Source organism: Alloalcanivorax sp., assembly GCF_964221125.1.
GTDB classification, from domain to species: domain Bacteria; phylum Pseudomonadota; class Gammaproteobacteria; order Pseudomonadales; family Alcanivoracaceae; genus Alloalcanivorax; species Alloalcanivorax venustensis.
Map to the genome: position 1 here is coordinate 21,422 of NZ_CAXPXK010000062.1, position 19,726 is coordinate 41,147.

Below are 19,726 nucleotides of genomic sequence, written 5' to 3' on the forward strand. Positions count from 1 at the left end.
CGGACGCTTACAGCGCGCCGGCCAGACGCTCCACCGCCCAGACGGTGGCGATGGCGATAATCGCCACCGAGCCGATCGGCACGAACCAGCGCCGGTAGGCGGCGGTGCGCCGTACCAGGAACGCCGCCGGCACGAAGATCAACACGATCAGCGCCTGGCCGGCTTCCACCCCCAGATTGAAGCCCAGCAGGGTCAGCACCAGGCTGCCGCCGTCCAGGCCCAGATCGGCGAGCACGGCGGCGAAGCCGAGCCCGTGGATCAGACCGAACACCAGAGCCATGACCCAGCGGCGCGGGAAGTACTGCGGCGCCAGATTGCTGGCCGCGCCCAGGCCCACGGTGATGGCGATCGCCGACTCCACCAGCCAGGACGGCAGATTCACCAGCCCCAGGGAGGCCAGCGCCAGCGTCAGCGAATGGGTCACGGTGAAGGCGGTGACGATGCCCAGGGTGGTGAGCAGGGCCTCGCGCATGGACTCCTTGGGCCGCCAGGCGCCCTGGCGCCACACCAGCACCGCCGGGAACAGCAGCGTTAGCAGAAACAGAATGTGGTCGTAGCCGATCAGAATATGATGCACGCCCTGCCGGAAGAAGGTGGCCAGCGCGGCCAGGCCACCGTCGCCGTCGCGGCTCAGGGTTTGCTCGCGGTGCTGGTTGCTGAGCGCCACCGGCTGACCGGGCTGATCCCCGTAGCGTACTTCCACCAGGCCCTGGTGGCTGGCGTCGCGGTCGAACAGCAGCCGGTAGTTCAGTGTCAGCGACAGTGGCGACAGGCCGCAGTCGCCCGTCAGCAGGAAGACCGCGTAGGTGCCGTCCACATGGTCGTCCACTTTGAGGCCGTCACTGTCGAGTGTGCAGACCTGCTCGCGGTCGCCATCCCGGGCGGTTACCGTCAGCCGGCTGAGAATATGGTCTTCCAGTTCCGCGCGCCGCGCTTTCAGTTCGCCCCAGGTGACCCGGGCATCGCGGTTCTGATCCACGCCCACGGCCCGCTCCAGGTCGCGCAGCGCGATATCCCACTGTCCGGACAGGGCGCCGCCGTCTTCCACGTTGATGGTCAGATAACTGTCACTGGGTTTGTGCCCCAGCGCCAGGGGGGGAAGGATCAGTAGCAGTACGGTAATAAGCTTGATCATGACCCGGCCTCCGTACCGTTATCCAGGAACGGCGCCAGACGACTGTCCTGCACGCCGTGCTCGGCGATAAAGGTGCGCACCTCATCCGCCGCGCCGGGCTCGCCGGCGGCCCGCGCCGCCGCCAGGTAGATGTGCATGTCGGCGGGTTCTTTCTGGGTGCGCCAGTTCGCCCGCGCCAATGCCAGGGCTTCTGCCGGGTCGTCTTCCACCACCAGGGTGAAGCGCGCCAGTTCGCGCAGATGCGCGTACTCCGCGCTGCGTTGCGCCGCCGCCATCCGATCGCGGAACTGTTGCGCCCAACGGTCGGCGCGGCGGTCCCCGGCGTCGATGCCGGCGATCGCCAGGCGCAGCAAGGCGCCGTCCTGGTCGACATAGTCTTCCAGCACATCGATGGCCGCGTCGGGGCGCGACTCGGCGAGCAGGAAATCCGCGTAAAGGTGCCGCAGGTAGCGGTCCTCGGGGTCCAGCGCTCGTCCCCGCTGGATGTGCGCGCGGGCGGCGTCCAGGTCGCCCTTCTGCCAGGCCATTTCAGCCAGGCGGGTCTGCATCCACACCGCCACATTGTCGGCCACGTCGCCGGCACCGTCCGCGTACCGGCTCAACCGGGCGTAGGCGGGCTCGAGCCCGCCGTTGAGCGCCAGAACACTGGCCTGGCAGGTGAGGGCGGCCGCCGTGGGCACCAGCGTGGCGGCACGGCGGCAAGCCTGCAGGCTTTCTTCATATTGCCCCTGGACCTGGGTGATCACCGCCAGCGTCAGCCAGCCCTGGCCGAGCCGTGGGTTCTGCGCCAGGGCCTCCCGCAGCTGATGGCGGGCCTGGGTGAAGCGGTGTTCCCCCTGCGCGATGGTGGCGGCCAGCACCAGCACCGAAGGCGGCGCGTCGGACGCCTGCAGCCAGGGCGACAGGGTGGCGCTGGCGTAGCCCAGATAACGGGGGTCGCCCTCGCGCCGCGCCGCCTGGATATACAGGCGTGCCAGCTGTTCCGCGCTGTCGCGGTCCCGTGGATCGTCCGCCAGCTTTTCCTGGAGTGCGTCGGCCCCGTCGAGAACGCTGGGGGTCGGAAGACGCTGGAGGACTTGATCGTCGGACTCGGGGGTATAGGGCGCCGCCACGGCAGGGTTGCCGAAGGCGCCGCCCACAAAAAGGAACAGCCCCGGCAGCGCGAGCCGCCGGAGCTGTTGCAGGATACCCCGTCCCTTAGTTGTTGCTCGACAGGACGTCGTCATAGGCATCCGGGTCTTCCTGGTTGGTGAAACGGAAGTTTCGATTGTTGATGTTGGCCGGCTCTCCGTTGGGATCGTCGTCCAGCAGCCCCTTCACGAAGGCCGTGAAGTTGGTGTTGTTGTTGACCACCGGGTCGTTGTCGCTGTCGCCGCCGCCGGCGGCGAGACCGACAATCAGACCCGCCAGTAACGCACCGTGTTTAATCAATCTCATCGGATCGCTCCTGTTTATCGAGCTTCGTTCGGAGAGCCCGGGATCGGATTCGCCAGGTACGGGAACTCGGCCAGATAGGTGTCATCGTTGTCGATTTCACCGCTGATCACCGAGGTGGCGGCGGTGGCGCCGGCGGCCCGTGTGCCGTCGGTGTAGAAGTTGTCACCGTTCTGAGGCGTGGACTGGGTGCCGCAGTTGCCGGCGTCTAACTGGCCACAGAGCTTGCCCATCGCCGCGTTCAACGCGATATCCACCACGTCGTCATAGGGACGGCGACCGTTCGGGAATCCGGCGAGGTCGCCACCGACTACGCCGAGATCGTTCTGATCGGCGGGAACCGTCGGCTCGATGTCAGTATTAAGCCGCAGCATTTCGCTGGGGGTCACGGTGGGCAGTTGGTTCACACCCGGGAAGCCGGTCAGGAAGGCGGTGACCAGATCGTTACGCGGCGTTTCCGGTGGCAGCGCAGCGTCGCCGAACAGAGCATTCAGCAGCACAGGCAGGCTCGGATTCGTAACGTATTGCGCGAATTGGCCATCGTCCTTGGGTTCACTGGCGTTGAAGCGGTCCTTGTCCGGCAGGCCGATCACCACTTCGTTGACCAGCGGTGAGCCGAGACGGGAGACCTGGGTGAAGGCGCCGCCTTCCACGCTGGCCGGTTTGGCGCCGGCGGAACCGGTCACCGCGGAACCCTGCGGGGCCGGGTTGATGACCCGCGCCTGCGGCACGCTGGCGGTGGTCCAGCCACCGATCACGGCGCTATCACCGGCGGTCAGGCAGCTTTTAGGTACTTCCAGCGCGAGACTGGTGATGTTCTTGTCGCCGATGATGTTGCGTTCGCCGTCACGGGGGCCGACCGGATTGGTGTTAACCAGGTCGAAGACTTCGCCCAGATTGACCACGAAGCCTTCCTTGCGCTGACCGACGAACACTCTGCCGTCGTTATCGCAACCGGGAATGGCGATCGGGTAAATCGCGTCGCTGGCGTAGGCGGGGTAATCGGGAATCGACTTGTTGCCGATGTTGTCCATCGGCTTGATGAAGGTTTCAGAGCTGCTGCTCGCATTGGTGATGGCTTGCGACTGGCCGCTGCGGCGGTCGCCGGTAATCAGCTTCACCGTATAGGTTTGCGTGACGTTGAGCGCATTGGTGTCGCCCGCGGAGATCGGGCCGATATTGCTCAGCGGCACCGGGGTGTCGCCATCCGCGCCGGCGGGCACGGCAAGGTTCTTGTATTCGTTGTTAAACTGGAACTGGAATGTCAGATCCTCGATAGCGTCGCCGTCGTTGTCGATATGAATTTCATAAACGGCGTTTTCGTCGAGAAGAAAATAGTTCGGGCCGCCGTAGGCATCTTGCAGCGGCTGGTAGTTGGCGATAAGGGTTACGAAATCCGAGCGGGTGGGTTCATAGCTGCGGAACATATAGAAGTCCGTGCCGTCGACCTTCGGACTGCCGGTGATGAACGGGGCTTCACGGTGGCTTGACGCGAGCGCCGAGGGCGCGGCCAGAACCAGTGAGGCCACCGCGATGGCGAGCGGTGATTTGGCAAGCAGATGTTGCATTTTTTTCTCCAGTTTTCGGTAGCGATCAAGTTGTAATACGAGTTGGGTGATCGTTTGGATGCAGTAAAAAATTAACTTTTTATTGCATCCATTCAGCGGCGGAGCGCGTATCAGAGGGGAGCGGGTAACACTGCAAATTCCACCCTTCCCCGTGAGCGCGGCGTGTAGACAAAGGAGCGGGACGCGCCATGAGTGAAAAGTTTTCGGATATGGTGCAACTAATGGCGCAAACTTCCAGAGGAGACCTGGCTTCGTTCGAAAGGTTGTATAACGCGACTTCCCCGCGTTTATACGGCCTTTGTCTGCGAATGCTGGGGAATCGGCACGAGGCCGAGGACGTGTTACAGGAAATCTACATAAAAGTCTGGCACCACGCCGGTGAGTACCATCCTGAACGCGGTTCACCGCTCACCTGGATAATTTCCATCGGCCGTTACGCCTGCATGGATGTGCTGCGCCAGCGGCGCGGTCATCAGGATGTGGACGACCTGAAAAATCAGTTACGCAGCGGAGCCATGGAGCCCCAGCAGGCGGCGCTGGCAAGCGCGGACGAAAAAATTCTCGACCGTTGTCTCCGTGAGCTCAGTGATGAGCATCGCGCCAGCATTCAGCTGGCTTACTTTCACGGTCTTACCCATGGGCAGATGGCGCGCACCCTGGGGCGGCCGCTGGGCACGGTGAAAAGCTGGGTCCGTCGCGGTCTGGATTTCATGCGCCGGTGTCTGGAACGATGAAAGCGGATCGGCACGAACGTAATCACGCCCTTGCCGCGGAGTATGTGCTGGGCACCCTGACCGGCGCCGCCCGCCGCCGTTTCGAAACCTGGATGCTGGAGTCGCCACGGGTGCGGCGTCAGGTGTGGTATTGGGAGCGCCGCTTCCAGGCGCTCAACGGCGCCATTCCCGAGCGCCGCCCACCGGCGGTGGTATGGCGCAAAGTGCGTGGCCGCATTGATCGTCCGGGTAGCGGCGCCCGGAACCTGTGGTGGCCGGTGGGGGGCCTGTTGGCCGCCTCCCTGGTGATCACGGTGATGCTGTTCTGGCCGGCGGCGCCGGCACCGCAACGTTTCGTCGGGGTGATCCAGAACAGCCAGGCGGAACCCCTGTGGGTGCTGGAGGCCCGCAGCGAGGACGGCCGGCGTTACCTGTCCGCGCAGGGCGTGCAGGTGGACGCCCCCGCCGACGGCAAGGCGTTCGAGCTGTGGTTGTTGCCCCGTTCCGGGGCCGCCATCTCCATGGGGCTGTTACCGACCGCCGACGAGGAGCAGGCCGCGGCCTTGACCGAGGGACAACTCCAGGTGCTGCGCCGTTCGCGCACCCTGGCCGTGAGCCTGGAACCGGCGGGCGGCTCACCCACCGGTCAACCCACCGGCCCGGTGTTGTATCAGGTCAGGATGGTCACCCTGTAAGCGCCGCCGCCGGCCGTGGCGGCCGTTGCCGGGTTCGTTCGGGTCAGGACCGGGGTTCATTATGGTCATTGAGCGCGGCGGCGGGCCGGGCGTAGTCTTGGGGTTCTTTCGAATTCAGGCGAGGAACTCATCGTGACCACGGCATACATCGTAGAAGCGGTACGCACCGCCGGCGGCCGCCGCAACGGCCGGCTCAGCCGGGTTCACCCGGCGGATCTGGGCGGTAAAGTGATTGATGCGGTATTGGAGCGCACCGGCGTCGCCCCGGACCGGGTGGACGACGTGATCTACGGCTGCGTCAGCCAGATCGGGCCGCAGACCTTCAATATCGCGCGCACCTCCGTGCTCAGTTCACGGTTGCCGGAATCGGTGCCCGGCGTGTCCATCGATCGGCAGTGCGGTTCCTCCCAGCAGGCCATTCATTTCGCCGCCCAGGCGGTGATGAGCGGCACCCAGGACCTGGTGATCGCCGGTGGCGTGGAATCCATGAGCCAGGTGCCGATCGGCTCCCCGGTCACCGTGGCCAAGGAGCTGGGCAATCCGTTCACCGGCGAAATCAGCCGCCGCTACCCGGGCGAGAACTTCAGCCAGTTCGTGGGCGCCGAGCGCATGGCCAAGAAGTACGGCGTCAGCAAGGACGACCTGGACCGGTTCGCCTACGACTCCCACCGCCGCGCCGCCGCCGCCACCGAGGCCGGCCGCTTCAAGCAGGAAATCCTGCCGGTGAACGTGAACCTGGATGACGGCGGAGAGACCCTGCACGATGTGGACGAAGGCATCCGCTGGGACGCCGACCTGGATTCCATCCGCGGCCTGCAGCCGCTGGCGGAGAACGGCATCATCAGCGCCGCCAACGCCAGCCAGATCACCGACGGCGCCTCGGCGGTGCTGGTGGCCAGCGAGCAGGCGGTGAAGGAATTCGGTCTCAAGCCGCTGGCGCGCATCCACGCCATGGCGGTGGTCGGCTCCGACCCCACCATGGTGCTGGAAGGCCCGATCCCGGCCACCGAAAAGGTGCTCAAGCGGGCCGGCATGACCCTGGCGGACATTGATCTGTATGAGGTCAACGAAGCGTTCGGCTCCGTGCCGCTGGCGTGGATGAACGCCCTCGGCGCCGACTACGACAAGCTGAACGTCAACGGCGGCGCCCAGGCGCTGGGCCACCCGCTGGGCGCCACCGGCGCCAAGCTGATGGGCACGCTGGTGTACGAACTGAAACGGCGCGGTGGCCGCTACGGTCTGCTGGCGATCTGCGAAGGTCTCGGCACCGCCAACGCCACCATCATCGAAGTGCTCTAACGCCGTTCCAACGGCCCTTCGCCGGGCCGTGCGGGCCAAAAGAAGCCCGGCGCTTGTGGTTGGCGCCGGGCTTTTCTATGTTGAGCGGATAACCCGAAAATCCCCCAACACAGGTGACAGGCATGGCCACAGGCACGGTGCGCAGCAACGGCGTCGATCTCTTCTACGAAACCCGTGGGCCCGAGGACGGCGAACCGCTGGTCTTTATCATGGGTCTCTCCGCGCAGCTGGTGTTCTGGCCGGAAGGTCTGCTCGACGCCATGGCCAACCGGGGTTACCGGGTGATCGCCTTTGACAACCGTGACGCCGGTAAATCCACCGCCATCCGCGAGCCGTTCAAGTACGGCCCGATGGCGGCGATGCTGCGCTACATGGTCGGCCTCAAGGTCCACGCCCCCTACACCCTGGACGATCTGGTCGCCGACACCATGGGGCTGCTGGACGCCCTGGGTATCGAGCGCGCCCATCTGGTGGGCGCCTCCATGGGCGGCATGGTCGCGCAACTGGCCGCCGCCACCCATCCGGAGCGGGTGCTCAGCGTCACCTCGATCATGTCCAGCACCAACAGCCCCTTCCTGCCGCCGCCGAAACCGGCGGCGCTGAAAACCCTGGTGGCGCCGCGGGTGAAGATTGAAACCGTGGAAGACTATGTGGCGTTCGGCCTGGGGATGATGGCCAAGCTGGGCGGTACCCTGGACCAGGGCCGCGAGGAACTCACCGAGATGTTCCAGCGCAGCTGGGAGCGGGGCCTGAACCCGCGCGGTATCCGCAACCAGTTCATGGCGATCATGGCCACCGGCAACCTCAGCAAGCGCCTGAAAAAAGTGCGCTGCCCCGCCCAGGTGATTCACGGCGGCAGCGATCCGCTGATCCGGCCCGCCGGCGGCCGCGCCTCGGCCCGCGCCATGCCCGGCGCCCGGCTCGCCATCATCGACGGCATGGGCCACGACTTCCCGCCGTCGGTGCAACCGCGCCTGATCGAGCTGGTCGCCGAGAACTGCGCCCGGGCGCGCGCCGGCGTCGAACCGGCGGCGGTCTGACCGGCTACTCAGGCCAAAGCAGGAACAGGTACCCCGCGTACAGGGCGATCAGCGCCAGCCCCTCCAGCCGGTGCAAGATCCGTCCGGTGTAAAGCAAAGGGACCAACAGGACGGTGAACGCCAGCATCGCGGCATAATCCGTCCACGATATCCCGGGTGCATAAAGCGGTGACACAAGGGACGTGACGCCGAGAATGCCAAGGATGTTGAAAACGTTCGAGCCGACCACGTTCCCTATCGCGATGTCAGGCTGCTTTCGCAGGGCGGCGACCACTGAGGTCGCCAGCTCCGGCATGCTGGTTCCGGCGGCGACGATGGTCAGGCCGATCACTGCTTCGCTGACACCGAACCCTTTCGCCAGAATGATGGAATGGTCCACCAGCAGGCGTGACCCGAAGATAAGTATGCCCAGCCCCCCGAGCATAAAGGCGGTATCGAGAATCCAGTGGCGTGAAATGCCGGGCGCGGCGTCGTCGTTGCCGCCATTGACCGGCTCTTTGTTCGCGAACACCACGTTCATGACCGTGTAGGCGACGATGCCGGCGAACAGCAGCAGGCCCTCGAGGCGGCCCAGGGAGTCGTTCAGAAGAAGCACCAGCAGCAGGCATGTCAGGCCCAGTGCGATCGGCGCGTCGATCTTGATGATCTTCCGGTGAACCGGGATCGGGCACAGTATCGCCGTTATCCCGAGAATGATGGCAATATTGAAAATGTTGGAGCCAACGACGTTGCCCACCGAGATGTCGCCTTGCTGCGACAAGGTGGCTTTCAGGCTCACCACCAGCTCCGGCGAACTGGTCCCGAACGCCACGATGGTCAGCCCCACCGTGAGAGGGCTCAGCCCCGCACGCAGTGCCAATGACGAGCTGCCCCGGACCAGCCCTTCGGCCCCGATAAAGAGAAGGCCAAGCGCCAGCACGATGTAGGTGAAGTTAACGATCATGGTGTCGAACTCTCCGGCTAAGCCCGGTGTTGGGGAAAAGTCATCACGTCGGCGATTTGATCACTGTACCGTTGCGCCATGAGCAGGCGCTCAACGCCCATGGCGACACCACTGCAAGCGGGTAGACCGTGTTCCAGAGCGGCCAGTAGCAAAGCGTCGGCGGCCATGGGAGACAGACCCTGCGCCCCACGCAACTCGCTGTCCCGCTTGAAGCGGCGGGATTGCTCGGCGGCATCGGTGAGTTCCTGGTAGCCGTTGGCCAGCTCCATTCCCCGATAGTAAATCTCGAACCGGTGCGCCACTTCCAGGCCGTCTTCGTCAAATCGGGTTTCAGCCAGGGCGGCGGCCCAGCCCGGGAAATCGGTCACCACGGACAGTTGCCCGGCGGGCAGGGCGGGTTCCACCCGGGTGGCCATCAGATAGTCCACGGCGGCGCTTTTGTTCAAGCCGTCGGGGGCGCCGTGGGATTCGGCAAGGGTGACCAGTTCAGAATCACTGGCGGTGAGCGGGTCCAGGCCGGTAACGTCGCTGAACAGAGCCCGAAAGCGGTAGCTTCGCGACGGCGCGCCGGGGAACAGTTCGCCGAACAGGGTCAGGCACTCGTTGATCAGAGCGCTCAGATCAAAACCCGGCCGGTACCATTCCAGCATGGTGAACTCGGGGTTGTGCCGGGCGCCCGCCTCGCCGTCGCGGAACGCCTTGCAGATCTGATAGATCGGCCCGCTGCCGGCGGCCAGCAGCCGCTTCATATGATATTCCGGCGAGCTTTGCAGATAGCCGTGGCCGGGCACCGGAATGCACTGAATATGGGGGTCGCTGACCCCGTGGCGCGCCAGTTGCGGGGTGTCCACTTCCAGCACGCCCCGGGCGGCAAAAAAAGCGCGCACCGTGCTCAGCAGCCCGGCGCGCGCTTTGATGGCCTCCAGGGAGGCGGTGGGCCGCCAGTCGGTCACCACTAGTTTTTGATGCGGCCCGCGTACTCGCCAGTGCGGGTGTCCACCTTGGCGATTTCCCCTTCCTGCACGAACAGGGGCACGCGGATCACCGCGCCGGTGCTCAGGGTGGCCGGCTTGCCGCCGGTGCCGGCGGTGTCGCCCTTCAGGCCGGGATCGGTCTCGACGATCTCCAGCTCCACGAAGTTGGGCGGGTTCACGTTCAGCGGCTCGCCGTTGTAAAGGGTCACCTCGCACATGTCCTCTTCCTTGAGCCACTGCTTGGCGTCGCCCACCGCAGCTTCGTCCGCCTGCTTCTGCTCGAAGGTCTCGGTGTCCATGAAGTGCCAGAACTCGCCGTCGCTGAAGATGTACTGCATCTGCACATCCAGCACGTCGGCGCCTTCCAGGCTGTCGCCGGATTTAAAGGTGCGTTCCCACACCTTGCCGGTCTTCAGGTTGCGCAGCTTTACGCGGCTGAAGGCCTGGCCCTTGCCGGGCTTTACGAACTCGTTCTCGATGATGGCGCAGGGGTCGCCGTCGAGCATAACCTTCAAGCCGGACTTGAATTCACTGGTAGAATAGCTGGCCATAGATATCTATCCACTGTGTCGGGGAATTACCGGATGGCATTTAAGAAGCTGGCCATGATAACGCAGGAAGCGGACGGTTGGCAGGTACCCGACTGGCGCCGTCTGCAGGCCGACCTGGTCACCGGGGTGGGGGAGCTGTGCGAGCGGCTGTCGCTGCGCCCCGACCAGATCCCCGGCGGCGCCGACGACGACAGCGCCTTCCCGTTGCGGGTGCCGCGCCGTTACCTGGATCTGATCGAACCGGGCAACCCCGACGACCCGCTGCTGCTGCAGATCCTCGCCACCGGCCGCGAGCGCGAGGCGGTGCCCGGCTATAACGCCGACCCGCTGGATGAATCCCGCCACACCCCGGTGCCCGGCCTGCTGCACAAATACCATGGCCGCGCGCTGCTGGTGGTCACCGGCGCCTGCGCGGTGCATTGCCGCTACTGCTTTCGCCGCCACTTCCCGTACCAGGAGCATCTGTCCGGCGGCCGCTGGCAACAGGCACTGGACTGGCTGGCGCGGCGCACCGACATCAATGAGGTGATCCTCAGCGGCGGTGATCCGCTGACGCTGAGCAACCGGCGCCTGGGCGAGCTGCTGGAGGCCCTGGCGGCGCTGCCGCATCTGCGCCGCCTGCGGATCCACAGCCGCACCCCGGTGGTGATTCCCGAGCGCCTGGATGAGGGGTTGGCGGCGTTGCTGGCGTCGCCGCGCTGGCGCGCCACCCTGGTGCTGCACGCCAACCACCCCCGCGAGATCAGTCCGGCGCTGGCGGAGCGCTGCCGCGCCCTGGGCCGCGGTGGCGTCACCCTGCTCAATCAGTCGGTGCTGCTGGCCGGGGTCAACGACGACGCCGAGGCCCTGGCGTCCCTGTCCGACGCCCTGTTCGAGGCCGGCGTGCTGCCCTATTACCTGCACCAGTTGGACGCGGTGGCGGGCGCCGCCCATTTCGCGGTGCCGGACGCGCGCGCCCGCGACCTGCACGCCGCCCTGCGGGACCGGCTGCCGGGGTTCCTGGTGCCCAGGCTGGCGCGCGAAGAACCGGGAGCGGGTTCAAAAACGGTATTGGCTGGATAATGTACAATTACCGGGTGTTCAAGTTATATTTGTGATGATCATCACAACAATAATTTGAATATAGCCTTCGCCGGGCGGCGGAGGCCAAGCCTGTGAGGAACAAGCCATGGAAGAGGCCCGCCAAACGGAGTCGGCGTGGGAAGTGCGTCTGGGGGTTCCGGAACCGGAATTGGACAAACTGTCGCTGGCCAGTGCCCGGCCGCGCCGGCTGCGCGCCTGGCTGGATGCGCTGCCGATCGGCGACCCGCACCGCGGAGCGCCGCCGTTACTGACGTTGCTGGACGAACTGCCCCGTTTGCGCGTTGACGGCCGCCGCCGGCTGGCCCTGCTGGAGGAGATCCGGCCCCGCCTCCGGCAACTGGCCTACACCCTGGAAAGCCGCTACCTGAATCTGCCCTTGATGCCGCCGGAGCGTGCGCTGCAGGCCGCCGCGTTATCGCACCGCTTGTTCCAGGGGCTGGCCATCGGCTACCAGAGCGTGGCCGCGCCGCTGTTGCGCGGCAAGCTCAACCGGCCCGAACGTCAAGCCGCCGCCACCGCCCTGCAGCGCGCCATGGACGCCCGCGCCCAGGATCTGTTTCTGCACATGCTGCTCTACAAAGAGCCGCCGGCGGGCACCTGGCAGGTCCTGCACAACCTCTATGCCGAAGCCGAGCGCCACGCCCTGGAGGCGCTCACCGTATCGGACCCGGAGTTACCCGGCGAGGAAGGCGCGGTGTTGATCGCCTACGGCCGCCTGCTGCTCACCGCCAGCGCCCAGCCCAATCAGCTGCGCCAGCCGGCGTTGATGGCACTGTACCGGGCCGCCGCCCACTGGGCCCGCTGGATGCCGTTGCTGGCGGACGCCGCCGACGCCCCCTTCCATGTGGATCTGCAAAGCGACGCCGGCCCCCAGGCCCTGTCCGCCATGGCGGACAACGGCCAGGCGCTACGTTACTTCGACACCCGGCCGCTGGCCGCCGCGCTGGCCGAAGGCGGCCCCGGCCACCGCAGCCGGCCGTTGTCGGACATCCTCTCCCACCATTTGCGCTGGGCCTGGCTGGGCCCGCGCGAGCGGCGCGGGCCGCGCCGCCCGCTGGACGGTGAAATGCTGCTCTGCCTGGGGCTGGACGCGGTGCACCGGCGCCTGGACCAGGGCGAGGGCGATGAGCCCCTGCACCGGGTGCGGCGGGTGGATCACGGCGACGGCGGTTACTGTCTGGAGTGGCGTGGCGGCACCCCCAACACCCTGCGCGCCGGCGGCCTGCTGGCGCTGTCGCCGATGGAGCAGCCGCAATGGCGGGTCGGTGAAATACGCTGGGTGGCCTGGCTCGGCGACGCGGTACGCCTGGGCGTGGCGTTGTTGCCCGAGACCCTGCGGCCGGTGCGTGTCAGCGCCGGCGACCCCAATGCCTGGCCGGCGCCGGCGTTGCTGGTGCCGTCCCCGGAAGGTGACGATCCGGAGACCCTGGTGGTGCCCACCACCGGCTACCGCAGCGGTACCCGCCTGACCCTGTGGGACGGCCCGCCCCGGGACACCCGGCTCGGCGTGCGCCTGGCCGGCTCCCCGGATATCGCCCAGTACACCCTGCGTCCGGCGGTCTGAGCGCCGGCGCTCCGCAAGGACAATCCCGCGCGGCGGTAAGGTCTTTGGCGAACGCAGCCCCGTCAGGCACAATAGATGCTCTACGAATAACGGATGAGCACTGGCGCCGATGAATTACGCCCTCGATACCCTCCGCTTGCTGATCGCGCACGATTCCCAGGACGAAGCTGAACAGCTTATGAACACCCTCCGTAACGCCGGCCGCGCCACCCGCGCGCAGCTGGCCCTGGGCGAGGACGATCTGGTGAGGGCACTGAAGGGCGGCGCCTGGGAACTGATGCTGTGCCGGCCCACCTTCGGTGACGGCTCCTTCGAAAGCGCCATGGCGCACCTGAACCGGCTCGGCAAGGCACTGCCGGTGATTCTGCTCAGCGACGACTACAATGCCGAAATCGTGCGCAACGCCTACAAGGCCGGCGCCCGCGCGGTGGCGCCCAAGGACGACCGCGAAATGCTGATGCAATGCGTCGACCGGCTGATGGAATTCCTGCGCCTGCGCAAGGAGCTGCAACACTCCGAGATCACCCGCCACGAAGCGGAAAAGCGGCTCAGCCAGTTGATGGATCAGAGCCGTGACGCCATCGCCTATGTGCTCGACGGCATGCACATCCACGCCAATGACAACTACGCCCGCATGTTCGGTTACGACAGCGCCGAGGAACTGGCCGGCGTGCCGATCATGGACATGGTCTCCGCCAGCGACCACGACCGCCTCAAGAAGCTGCTGCGCAGCCGCGCCGAGAACGCCAGCCAGACCAACGAGCTGGAATGCCGTGGTGTGCATACCGACGACAGCGAATTCGACGCCACCTTCGTGTTCTCGCCCAGCACCTACGACGGCGAGGCCTGCACCCAGATCGTGATCCGCGCCGCCAGCCTGGACGAGAACGCCCTGCAGGAGCGCCTGCACGAGATCAGCCAGACCGATCAGGTCACCGGCCTCTACAGCCGCACCTGGTTTATGGAGCAGCTGGATCAGGCCGTGGCCGAAGCGGCCCGCCAGGGGCAGCTGGCGGCGGTGCTGTATCTGCGCCTGGACGGCTTTGAACAGCACCAGTCCAGCCTGGGCATGGAAGGCGCCGACGATGTGCTGCGGGCGGTGGCGGACTGGCTGCGCGAGCACAGCGCCGGCGGCAAGCTGGCGCGGGTGGACGGCGAGGATTTCGCCCTGCTCAAGCCGGTCAACGACCTGGACGAAGCCGGGCAGCTGGCGGAAGAGTTGCGCGCCGGCATCGAGACGCTGATGCCGGAAGTGGCCAGCCGCACCGCCCACGTTACCGCCAGCCTGGGGCTGGCGTTCGCCCGCGAGGACGCGCGCAGCAGCCAGGACATTCTCACCAAGGCGCTGAAATGCTGTAACCAGGCGCAGCGCGAAAACAACGAGCAGGGCAACGCCATCAAGATCCATGACCCCATGGACGATGTGGCCGCCGGCTCCTCCGAAGCGATCGCGCTGAGCATCCGCCAGGCGCTGGAGAAAGGCAGCTTCCGCCTCAAATACCAGCCGCTGATGAGCCTGGAAGACGAAAACGAGCATGTCTTCGAAGTGTTCGTGCACATGCCGCAGAAGCAGGGCGACGACCTGGCCGCCGCCGACTTCATGCCCACCGCCGCCGAGCAGGGCCTGGCCGGCAAGGTGGACCGCTGGGTGGTGCTCAACGCCATGCGCGCGGCGGCCGCCCACGAACAGAAAATCACCTTGTTGGTGAATCTCAGCGGTTACTCCCTGGGCGAGCCGGGCCTGGCGGAATGGCTCACCAAGGCGATGCGCGCCGCCAAGCTGTCCGGCGAGCAGGTGATCTTCCAGTTCAGCGAAGGCGACGCGGTCAATTACCTCAAGCAGGCGGCGGCGTTCGCCGACGCGGTGCGCAAACAGGGCTGCGGCCTGTCGATCAGCCGTTTCGGCGGCGGCCTGGACCCGTTCAAACTGTTCGAGCACATCCCCGCCACCATGGTGAAATTCGAAGGCTCCTTCACCCAGGAACTGAGCAAAGCGGAAAGCCGGGAACGGTTCGCGGAAATCATTCAGCAGGCCCGCGACAGCGGCCGCCGCACCCTGGTCGGCTTCGTCGAATCCGCCGCCCAGATGCAAACCCTGTGGAGCCTCGGCGGCGTCGACTACCTGCAGGGCTACTATCTGCAGGCGCCCATGGACCGCCTCGAAACGGCGGAAACCACGGAAGGATGATTAGAGCAGTTAAGAGTTAACAGATAATAGTTAATAGTTAATAGTTAATAGCGAAACAAAAAAAGCGCGGGCCAGTCGCCCGCGCTTTTTTAACTATTCACTGTTAACTGTTAATTATTAACTACTTCAGTAGTTCCTGTTGGTCTTTGTCGCGGACGCCGATCAGGTAAAGAATGCCGTCCAGGCCCAATGTCGAGATGGAGTGGGCGGCGTTTTCCTTCACCAGCGGCTTGGCGCGGAAGGCGATGCCCAGGCCGGCGGCGCCCAGCATCGGCAGGTCGTTGGCGCCGTCGCCCACGGCGATCACCTGCTCCAGGTTGATGCCTTCGCGGGCGGCGATCTCCCGCAACAGCTCCGCCTTGCGCTCGCCGTTGACGATCGGCTCCGCCACCTCGCCGGTGACTTTGCCGTCGACGATCTCCAGGGTGTTGGCGTAGACGTAGTCGATGCCCAGCAGTTTCTGCAGCCAGTCACCGAACCAGGTGAAGCCGCCGGACAGAATCGCGGTGCGGTAGCCCAGCGCTTTCAGGGTGGGGATCAGCCGGTCGGCGCCTTCGGTGAGCTGGATCCGCTCGCGCACCCGTTCCAGGGCGCTTTCGTCCAGCCCTTTAAGCAGCGCCACCCGGGCGCGGAAGCTTTCGTTGAAATCCAGCTCGCCGAGCATCGCCCGGTCGGTGATCGCCGCCACCTGCTCGCCGACGCCGGCTTCGGCGGCCAGCTCGTCGATCACCTCCGAGCGGATCAGCGTGGAATCCATATCGAACACCACCAGGCGGCGGTTGCGCCGGAAAGCGCTGTCGCGCTGGAAGGCGATGTCCAGGTTGCGTTCGTTGGCGATTGCCAGAAAGGCGGCGCGCATGGCGCCAGGATCACGGGGTTCGCCGCGTACCGAGATTTCCACGCAGGCGCGGCCGTCCGGGTCGCTGTCCTCGCCTTCCAGGTGCACCCGGCCGGAAAGCCGCGCGATGCTGTCGATGTTGAGGTCGTTATCCGCCACCACGGTGGTCACGTCGCCGAGCTGCTCGGCGGTGATCTTGCGCGCCAGCAGGGTAATGATGTGGCGGTCCTTGCCCTGACCGGACACCCACTGCTCGTAGCGGTCCTCGTCGATGGGCCGGAAGCGCACCGAGATATTGCGCTTGTGCGCCTCGAACAGCAGGTCCTTGAGCATCGAGGACGCCTCCGCCGCCGGCGGCACTTCCACCAGGATGCCCAGCGACAGGGTGTCGTGGATCACCGCCTGGCCGATATCCAGAATATTCAGGTGGTAGCGGGCCAGAATGCGGGTAAAGGCCGCGGTGAGGCCGGGCCGGTCGTTGCCGGACACCTGGATGAGAATAATCTCGCGCACGCTGGGGGATTCCTCGGGCTGGTCGGTACGTTGCGGAACAGCCGCTAAGATTACCAGAAAACCGTGCCGGGTTGGCGTGCGTGCGCCAGAGCCAAGCGTAGCGCCGCCACCACGGGTTATACTCCCGGCCGTCGCGTTCACAGGCAAGGAAGGCACTGCATGTCGGTGTGGGAAAAATGGCGGCCCTGGCTGCAACGGGAAAAACAACTACTGCTGGAACTGGCGCTGATGCTGCTGGTGGCGCTGGTGGTGGGGGTCTATTTTCTGGAGCACTTCTCCGCCCGCCTGCAGGCGGAGCAGCGGGTGCAATTGAAGGCCCTGGCGCAACAGACCGCGCTGCGCTCCGCCGAGTCGCTGGCCGGTGACGACCTGATCGGGCTGAACGTGATCGCCCGCGAAACCCGCGCCCTGGAGCCGGTCGGCGGCGTGCAGTTTCTGGACGTGGCCCGTGAGCCGGTCACCGGCAAGAGCGACGACAGCCTGCCGGTGAAAGTGGAGGTGCCGGTGGCCCTGCCGGACGGCGAGCTGGCCGGCTCGGTGGTGCTCGCCGCCGCCCACGACACCGCGCCGCGTCAGCGCCTGGAAACCGGCTATGTGCTGGTGGTGCTGGGCCTGATGGCCCTGCGCGCCGCGGCCGAGGTGATCCGCCGCCGGCTGTGGCGGCCCGCCGCGCCGCCGGCGACGGCCGCGCCCGCCACGGATCAGGACACGGCGTCCGAAACGCCGCCGGTCGCCCCGGTGGACGGCGATGCGCCGGCGCCGGATGGCGTGTCGGTGGAGCTGCGTTTGAGCGTGGTCAACTTCGATCATTTCCAGCAGCGCTACACCCGCTCGGCGCTGGAAGCGTTGCTGGCGGATTACCACCACCTGCTGCGCGAAGTGGCGGCGCTGTACGGCGGCGAAGTGATCACCGCCATCGGCGACCGGGCGCGCATCCGCTTCACCGGCGAGCCGCTGTCGCACACCGCCTTTTCGGCGCTATGCGCCGGCCTGCTGTTCCTGCGCGTGGCCCGCCTGCAGGCGCCGCGGCGCAAAGCCGGCCAGTCGCCGGCGCTGGAGTTCAAGGCCCTGGTCAGCAACCAGTTCAACGAGGCGGACAGCTGGGCCCTGTGCCTGGCCGGGGTGCCGGGCCGGCTGAACGTGCCCGAGGCGGAACTGACCCGCGCCGAACTGGACGTCAAAGCCCTCTACCAGACCGAGCGGGCACAGCTGGTTCAAGCCGGTGACCGGCAGATTCGCCTGCAGCCGGTGGAGCAGCTCGCGCACCGCTATCAGACCCTGCTGCGCACTCAGGCGGAAAAGGTCATGGGCGGTTCCGGGGTGTCCGGCGACGCCTCGCCGAGCAAGTAACCGCGCATCGCCGCGCCGATCAACTGGGGCAGCTCCGGCCTGCCCCGGTTGCCGAACAGGCGGTTGAATTCCAGCACGTAGGGGCGGCCCTCCACCCAGGCCACGTCGAACCCGGCGTGGTCGATGCCCAGCTCCCGGGCAAGCCGGGTGACCAGCGCCAGGGCCGGCTCCGGCACCGGCAGGTCGGTGCGCACCCGCGCCCCGCGCGCCAGATTGTTGTGGAAGCTGGTGCCCTCGCGCCAGTAGCTGGCGATCACGTCACGGCCCACCACCACCACGCGCAGATCGCGCACGATCGGCAGCAGCTTCTGGATATAAAGCACCTCGCTGTGAGCGGCGTAGTCCAGTAACTGCTGGCGGCTCTCGATCAGAAACACGCCGCTGCCCTGGCTGGAGCGGATCTGCTTGGCCACGAACGGAAAGCGCCAGGTATCCAGCACCTGGCTAATGCCGTGCGGCCCCGCCGGCAGGATATCGGTCTCGGGCAGATGTTCCGGGCACGCCAGCTTCAGCGCCCGGGTCATTTCCACCTTGTCGTGCCCCAGGTGGTAACTGGCCAGGCTGGGGAAAATCGGGCGGCCCAGCACATAGTGCAGGCTGTGCAACTGCCAGTAAGCCGGGAACAGCAGCCAGTCCGCGTCGGTCAACCGCGCGCGCTGGTCGTGCATCAGCTCCGGTTTGATGTAATGCACGCCCGGCAGGCCCAGGGTGCGGAAAGGGTCAAAGGTGATCAGTTTCAAAGGCCGACGGACCTCAGGCTAGAAGCCCGTGCACGGTCGCGCGGGCGAACCGCGAATTTATAGGGCTAAACGGGCCCCTCGGCAAGCGGATTTGTCATGGCCAGCGGGGTCCGCACCGGCTAGGCTTTGGCGCACAACGACACTCGGGAGAACGCTGTGAATTTACCCCCTTTGCAAAGCGGTGAGGTGCTGGCGGCCGAAGACGGCGCGGTGCTCACCCTGACCCTGAACCGCCCGGACAAACTCAACGCCCTGACCGGCGCCATGTACCGCGACCTGGTTGACCTGCTGGCGTTCGCCGGCGACAGCGATGACGTGCGCGCGGTGCTGATCCTGGGGGCCGGCAAATCCTTCAGCGCCGGCAACGACCTGGCCGACTTCCTGGCCGCCGGCGAAGGCACCGAAGGCGGCGCGGCGCCCTTTATCCGCGCCGTGAGCCGCTTCGAAAAGCCGCTGGTGATCGGCGTCCAGGGCCACGCCGTGGGCGTGGGCACCACCATGCTGCTGCACGCCGACCTGGTGGTGGCCGCCGACGACGCCAAGTTCCTGACCCCGTTCGTCGACCTGGGCGCGGTGCCGGAAGCGGGGTCCGCCAAGCTGCTGCCGGCCTGGCTGGGCTACCAGCGCGCCGCGCGCATGCTGCTCGCCGGCGAGCCGCTGCTGGCCCCGGAAGCGCTGCAGGCCGGCCTGGTCGCCAAAATGGTCAGCCCCGCCGAACTGGCGGACACCGCCGCGGCCTACGCCCGCACCCTGGCGGCCAAGCCGCCCCGCGCCATGCGCGAAAGCAAGCGCCTGATGCGCCAGGCCGCGCAGATGGACCTCCACGACCTGATCGACCACGACCTGGCGCTGTTCGCCGAGCTCCTGCAAGGCGACGAAGCCAAAGCGATCCTCGCCGCCAAGGTCGGCAAGAAATAAATCCGGATGGGTTTGTAGGAGCGGGCCCGCCCGCGAAAGGGTGGCTTTCAGCCACCCCGCAGGATTCCAGCGACTTTTCCCTCCAGAAAGCCCGCGCCGGGATCGGGTGGGCCCGTCCAGGACACGCCACCATTGCACCGCGTCTCCGATACGGAGCGCCGGACACCTGAAGAACCCAGG

The 19,726-nt window shown here is 66.3% G+C and carries 18 protein-coding genes; 9 read left to right on the forward strand and 9 right to left on the reverse strand.

Features of this window, described 5'->3' with window-relative positions; all coding sequences use genetic code 11:
- Window positions 1-7 precede the first annotated feature (7 nt).
- Genes ACEQZD_RS07965 through ACEQZD_RS07980 form a run of 4 tightly spaced genes read right to left on the reverse strand, consistent with a single transcriptional unit; the run spans window position 8 to window position 4,137 of the window.
- Window positions 8-1,135 (reverse strand): HupE/UreJ family protein, encoded by a 1,128-nt coding sequence (locus ACEQZD_RS07965; RefSeq protein ID WP_370184836.1) that lies wholly within the window; start codon window positions 1,133-1,135, stop codon window positions 8-10.
- The gene (locus ACEQZD_RS07970) at window positions 1,132-2,361 is read right to left on the reverse strand and encodes a tetratricopeptide repeat protein (protein ID WP_370184838.1); all 1,230 of its coding nucleotides are present in this window, start codon (window positions 2,359-2,361) and stop codon (window positions 1,132-1,134) included. The genes ACEQZD_RS07965 and ACEQZD_RS07970 overlap by 4 nt, the downstream gene beginning before the upstream one ends.
- On the reverse strand, window positions 2,333-2,572 hold the full coding sequence (locus ACEQZD_RS07975) for a hypothetical protein (RefSeq protein WP_370184840.1): 240 nt from the start codon (window positions 2,570-2,572) through the stop codon (window positions 2,333-2,335). Before ACEQZD_RS07975 ends, ACEQZD_RS07970 begins: the two co-directional genes overlap by 29 nt.
- Before the next feature lie 14 nt (window positions 2,573-2,586).
- A complete protein-coding gene (locus ACEQZD_RS07980) occupies window positions 2,587-4,137 on the reverse strand; it encodes a DUF4331 domain-containing protein (RefSeq protein ID WP_370184842.1) in 1,551 nt (516 codons plus the stop codon).
- A 188-nt stretch (window positions 4,138-4,325) separates the two neighbouring features.
- Here ACEQZD_RS07980 and ACEQZD_RS07985 point away from each other — a divergent pair, with 188 nt between their 5' ends.
- From ACEQZD_RS07985 to ACEQZD_RS08000, 4 genes are all read left to right on the forward strand, one after another.
- The gene (locus tag ACEQZD_RS07985) at window positions 4,326-4,871 is read left to right on the forward strand and encodes a sigma-70 family RNA polymerase sigma factor (protein WP_370184844.1); all 546 of its coding nucleotides are present in this window, start codon (window positions 4,326-4,328) and stop codon (window positions 4,869-4,871) included.
- Window positions 4,868-5,545: an anti-sigma factor domain-containing protein gene (locus ACEQZD_RS07990; protein ID WP_370184846.1), complete on the forward strand. Its 678-nt coding sequence runs from the start codon at window positions 4,868-4,870 to the stop codon at window positions 5,543-5,545. Before ACEQZD_RS07985 ends, ACEQZD_RS07990 begins: the two co-directional genes overlap by 4 nt.
- Before the next feature lie 132 nt (window positions 5,546-5,677).
- Entirely contained in the window at window positions 5,678-6,844 is a 1,167-nt protein-coding gene (locus tag ACEQZD_RS07995) for an acetyl-CoA C-acetyltransferase (RefSeq protein WP_142947452.1), read from the forward strand.
- A gap of 122 nt (window positions 6,845-6,966) precedes the next feature.
- On the forward strand, window positions 6,967-7,884 hold the full coding sequence (locus tag ACEQZD_RS08000) for an alpha/beta fold hydrolase (RefSeq protein ID WP_370184847.1): 918 nt from the start codon (window positions 6,967-6,969) through the stop codon (window positions 7,882-7,884).
- Between the two features lie 4 nt (window positions 7,885-7,888).
- Here the strand turns inward: ACEQZD_RS08000 and ACEQZD_RS08005 are convergent, their stop codons facing one another.
- The 3 genes from ACEQZD_RS08005 to efp are packed head-to-tail and all read right to left on the reverse strand — an operon-like array spanning window position 7,889 to window position 10,352.
- Window positions 7,889-8,827, reverse strand: coding sequence for a calcium/sodium antiporter (locus ACEQZD_RS08005; protein ID WP_370184849.1), 939 nt, complete (start codon window positions 8,825-8,827; stop codon window positions 7,889-7,891).
- 17 nt (window positions 8,828-8,844) lie between these two features.
- Entirely contained in the window at window positions 8,845-9,780 is a 936-nt protein-coding gene (gene epmA / locus ACEQZD_RS08010) for an EF-P lysine aminoacylase EpmA (RefSeq protein WP_370184851.1), read from the reverse strand.
- Between the two features lie 2 nt (window positions 9,781-9,782).
- On the reverse strand, window positions 9,783-10,352 hold the full coding sequence (efp, locus tag ACEQZD_RS08015; protein ID WP_142947449.1) for an elongation factor P: 570 nt from the start codon (window positions 10,350-10,352) through the stop codon (window positions 9,783-9,785).
- Window positions 10,353-10,385: 33 nt separating this feature from the next.
- Between efp and epmB the strand changes: the two genes are divergently transcribed.
- From epmB to ACEQZD_RS08030, 3 genes are all read left to right on the forward strand, one after another.
- Window positions 10,386-11,414, forward strand: a complete 1,029-nt coding sequence (gene epmB, locus ACEQZD_RS08020) for an EF-P beta-lysylation protein EpmB (RefSeq protein WP_228547802.1) — start codon at window positions 10,386-10,388, stop codon at window positions 11,412-11,414.
- Window positions 11,415-11,520: 106 nt separating this feature from the next.
- Window positions 11,521-12,999 carry a hypothetical protein gene (locus ACEQZD_RS08025; RefSeq protein WP_335628076.1) on the forward strand — a complete coding sequence of 493 codons (1,479 nt, stop codon included), beginning with the start codon at window positions 11,521-11,523 and terminating at the stop codon, window positions 12,997-12,999.
- 109 nt (window positions 13,000-13,108) lie between these two features.
- Window positions 13,109-15,187 carry an EAL domain-containing protein gene (locus tag ACEQZD_RS08030; RefSeq protein WP_194854727.1) on the forward strand — a complete coding sequence of 693 codons (2,079 nt, stop codon included), beginning with the start codon at window positions 13,109-13,111 and terminating at the stop codon, window positions 15,185-15,187.
- A 121-nt stretch (window positions 15,188-15,308) separates the two neighbouring features.
- Here the strand turns inward: ACEQZD_RS08030 and serB are convergent, their stop codons facing one another.
- Window positions 15,309-16,538 carry a phosphoserine phosphatase SerB gene (serB, locus tag ACEQZD_RS08035; protein WP_142947446.1) on the reverse strand — a complete coding sequence of 410 codons (1,230 nt, stop codon included), beginning with the start codon at window positions 16,536-16,538 and terminating at the stop codon, window positions 15,309-15,311.
- 159 nt (window positions 16,539-16,697) lie between these two features.
- On the opposite strand from serB, the gene ACEQZD_RS08040 reads away from it, so the two are divergent.
- Window positions 16,698-17,888: a hypothetical protein gene (locus ACEQZD_RS08040; protein ID WP_370184854.1), complete on the forward strand. Its 1,191-nt coding sequence runs from the start codon at window positions 16,698-16,700 to the stop codon at window positions 17,886-17,888.
- Here the strand turns inward: ACEQZD_RS08040 and ACEQZD_RS08045 are convergent.
- Window positions 17,828-18,628 (reverse strand): RimK family alpha-L-glutamate ligase, encoded by an 801-nt coding sequence (locus ACEQZD_RS08045; protein ID WP_370184855.1) that lies wholly within the window; start codon window positions 18,626-18,628, stop codon window positions 17,828-17,830. The two genes, ACEQZD_RS08040 and ACEQZD_RS08045, sit on opposite strands and share 61 nt — an antisense overlap.
- Before the next feature lie 156 nt (window positions 18,629-18,784).
- Between ACEQZD_RS08045 and ACEQZD_RS08050 the strand changes: the two genes are divergently transcribed.
- The gene (locus ACEQZD_RS08050; protein ID WP_194854724.1) at window positions 18,785-19,546 is read left to right on the forward strand and encodes an enoyl-CoA hydratase-related protein; all 762 of its coding nucleotides are present in this window, start codon (window positions 18,785-18,787) and stop codon (window positions 19,544-19,546) included.
- Window positions 19,547-19,726: the final 180 nt, after the last annotated feature.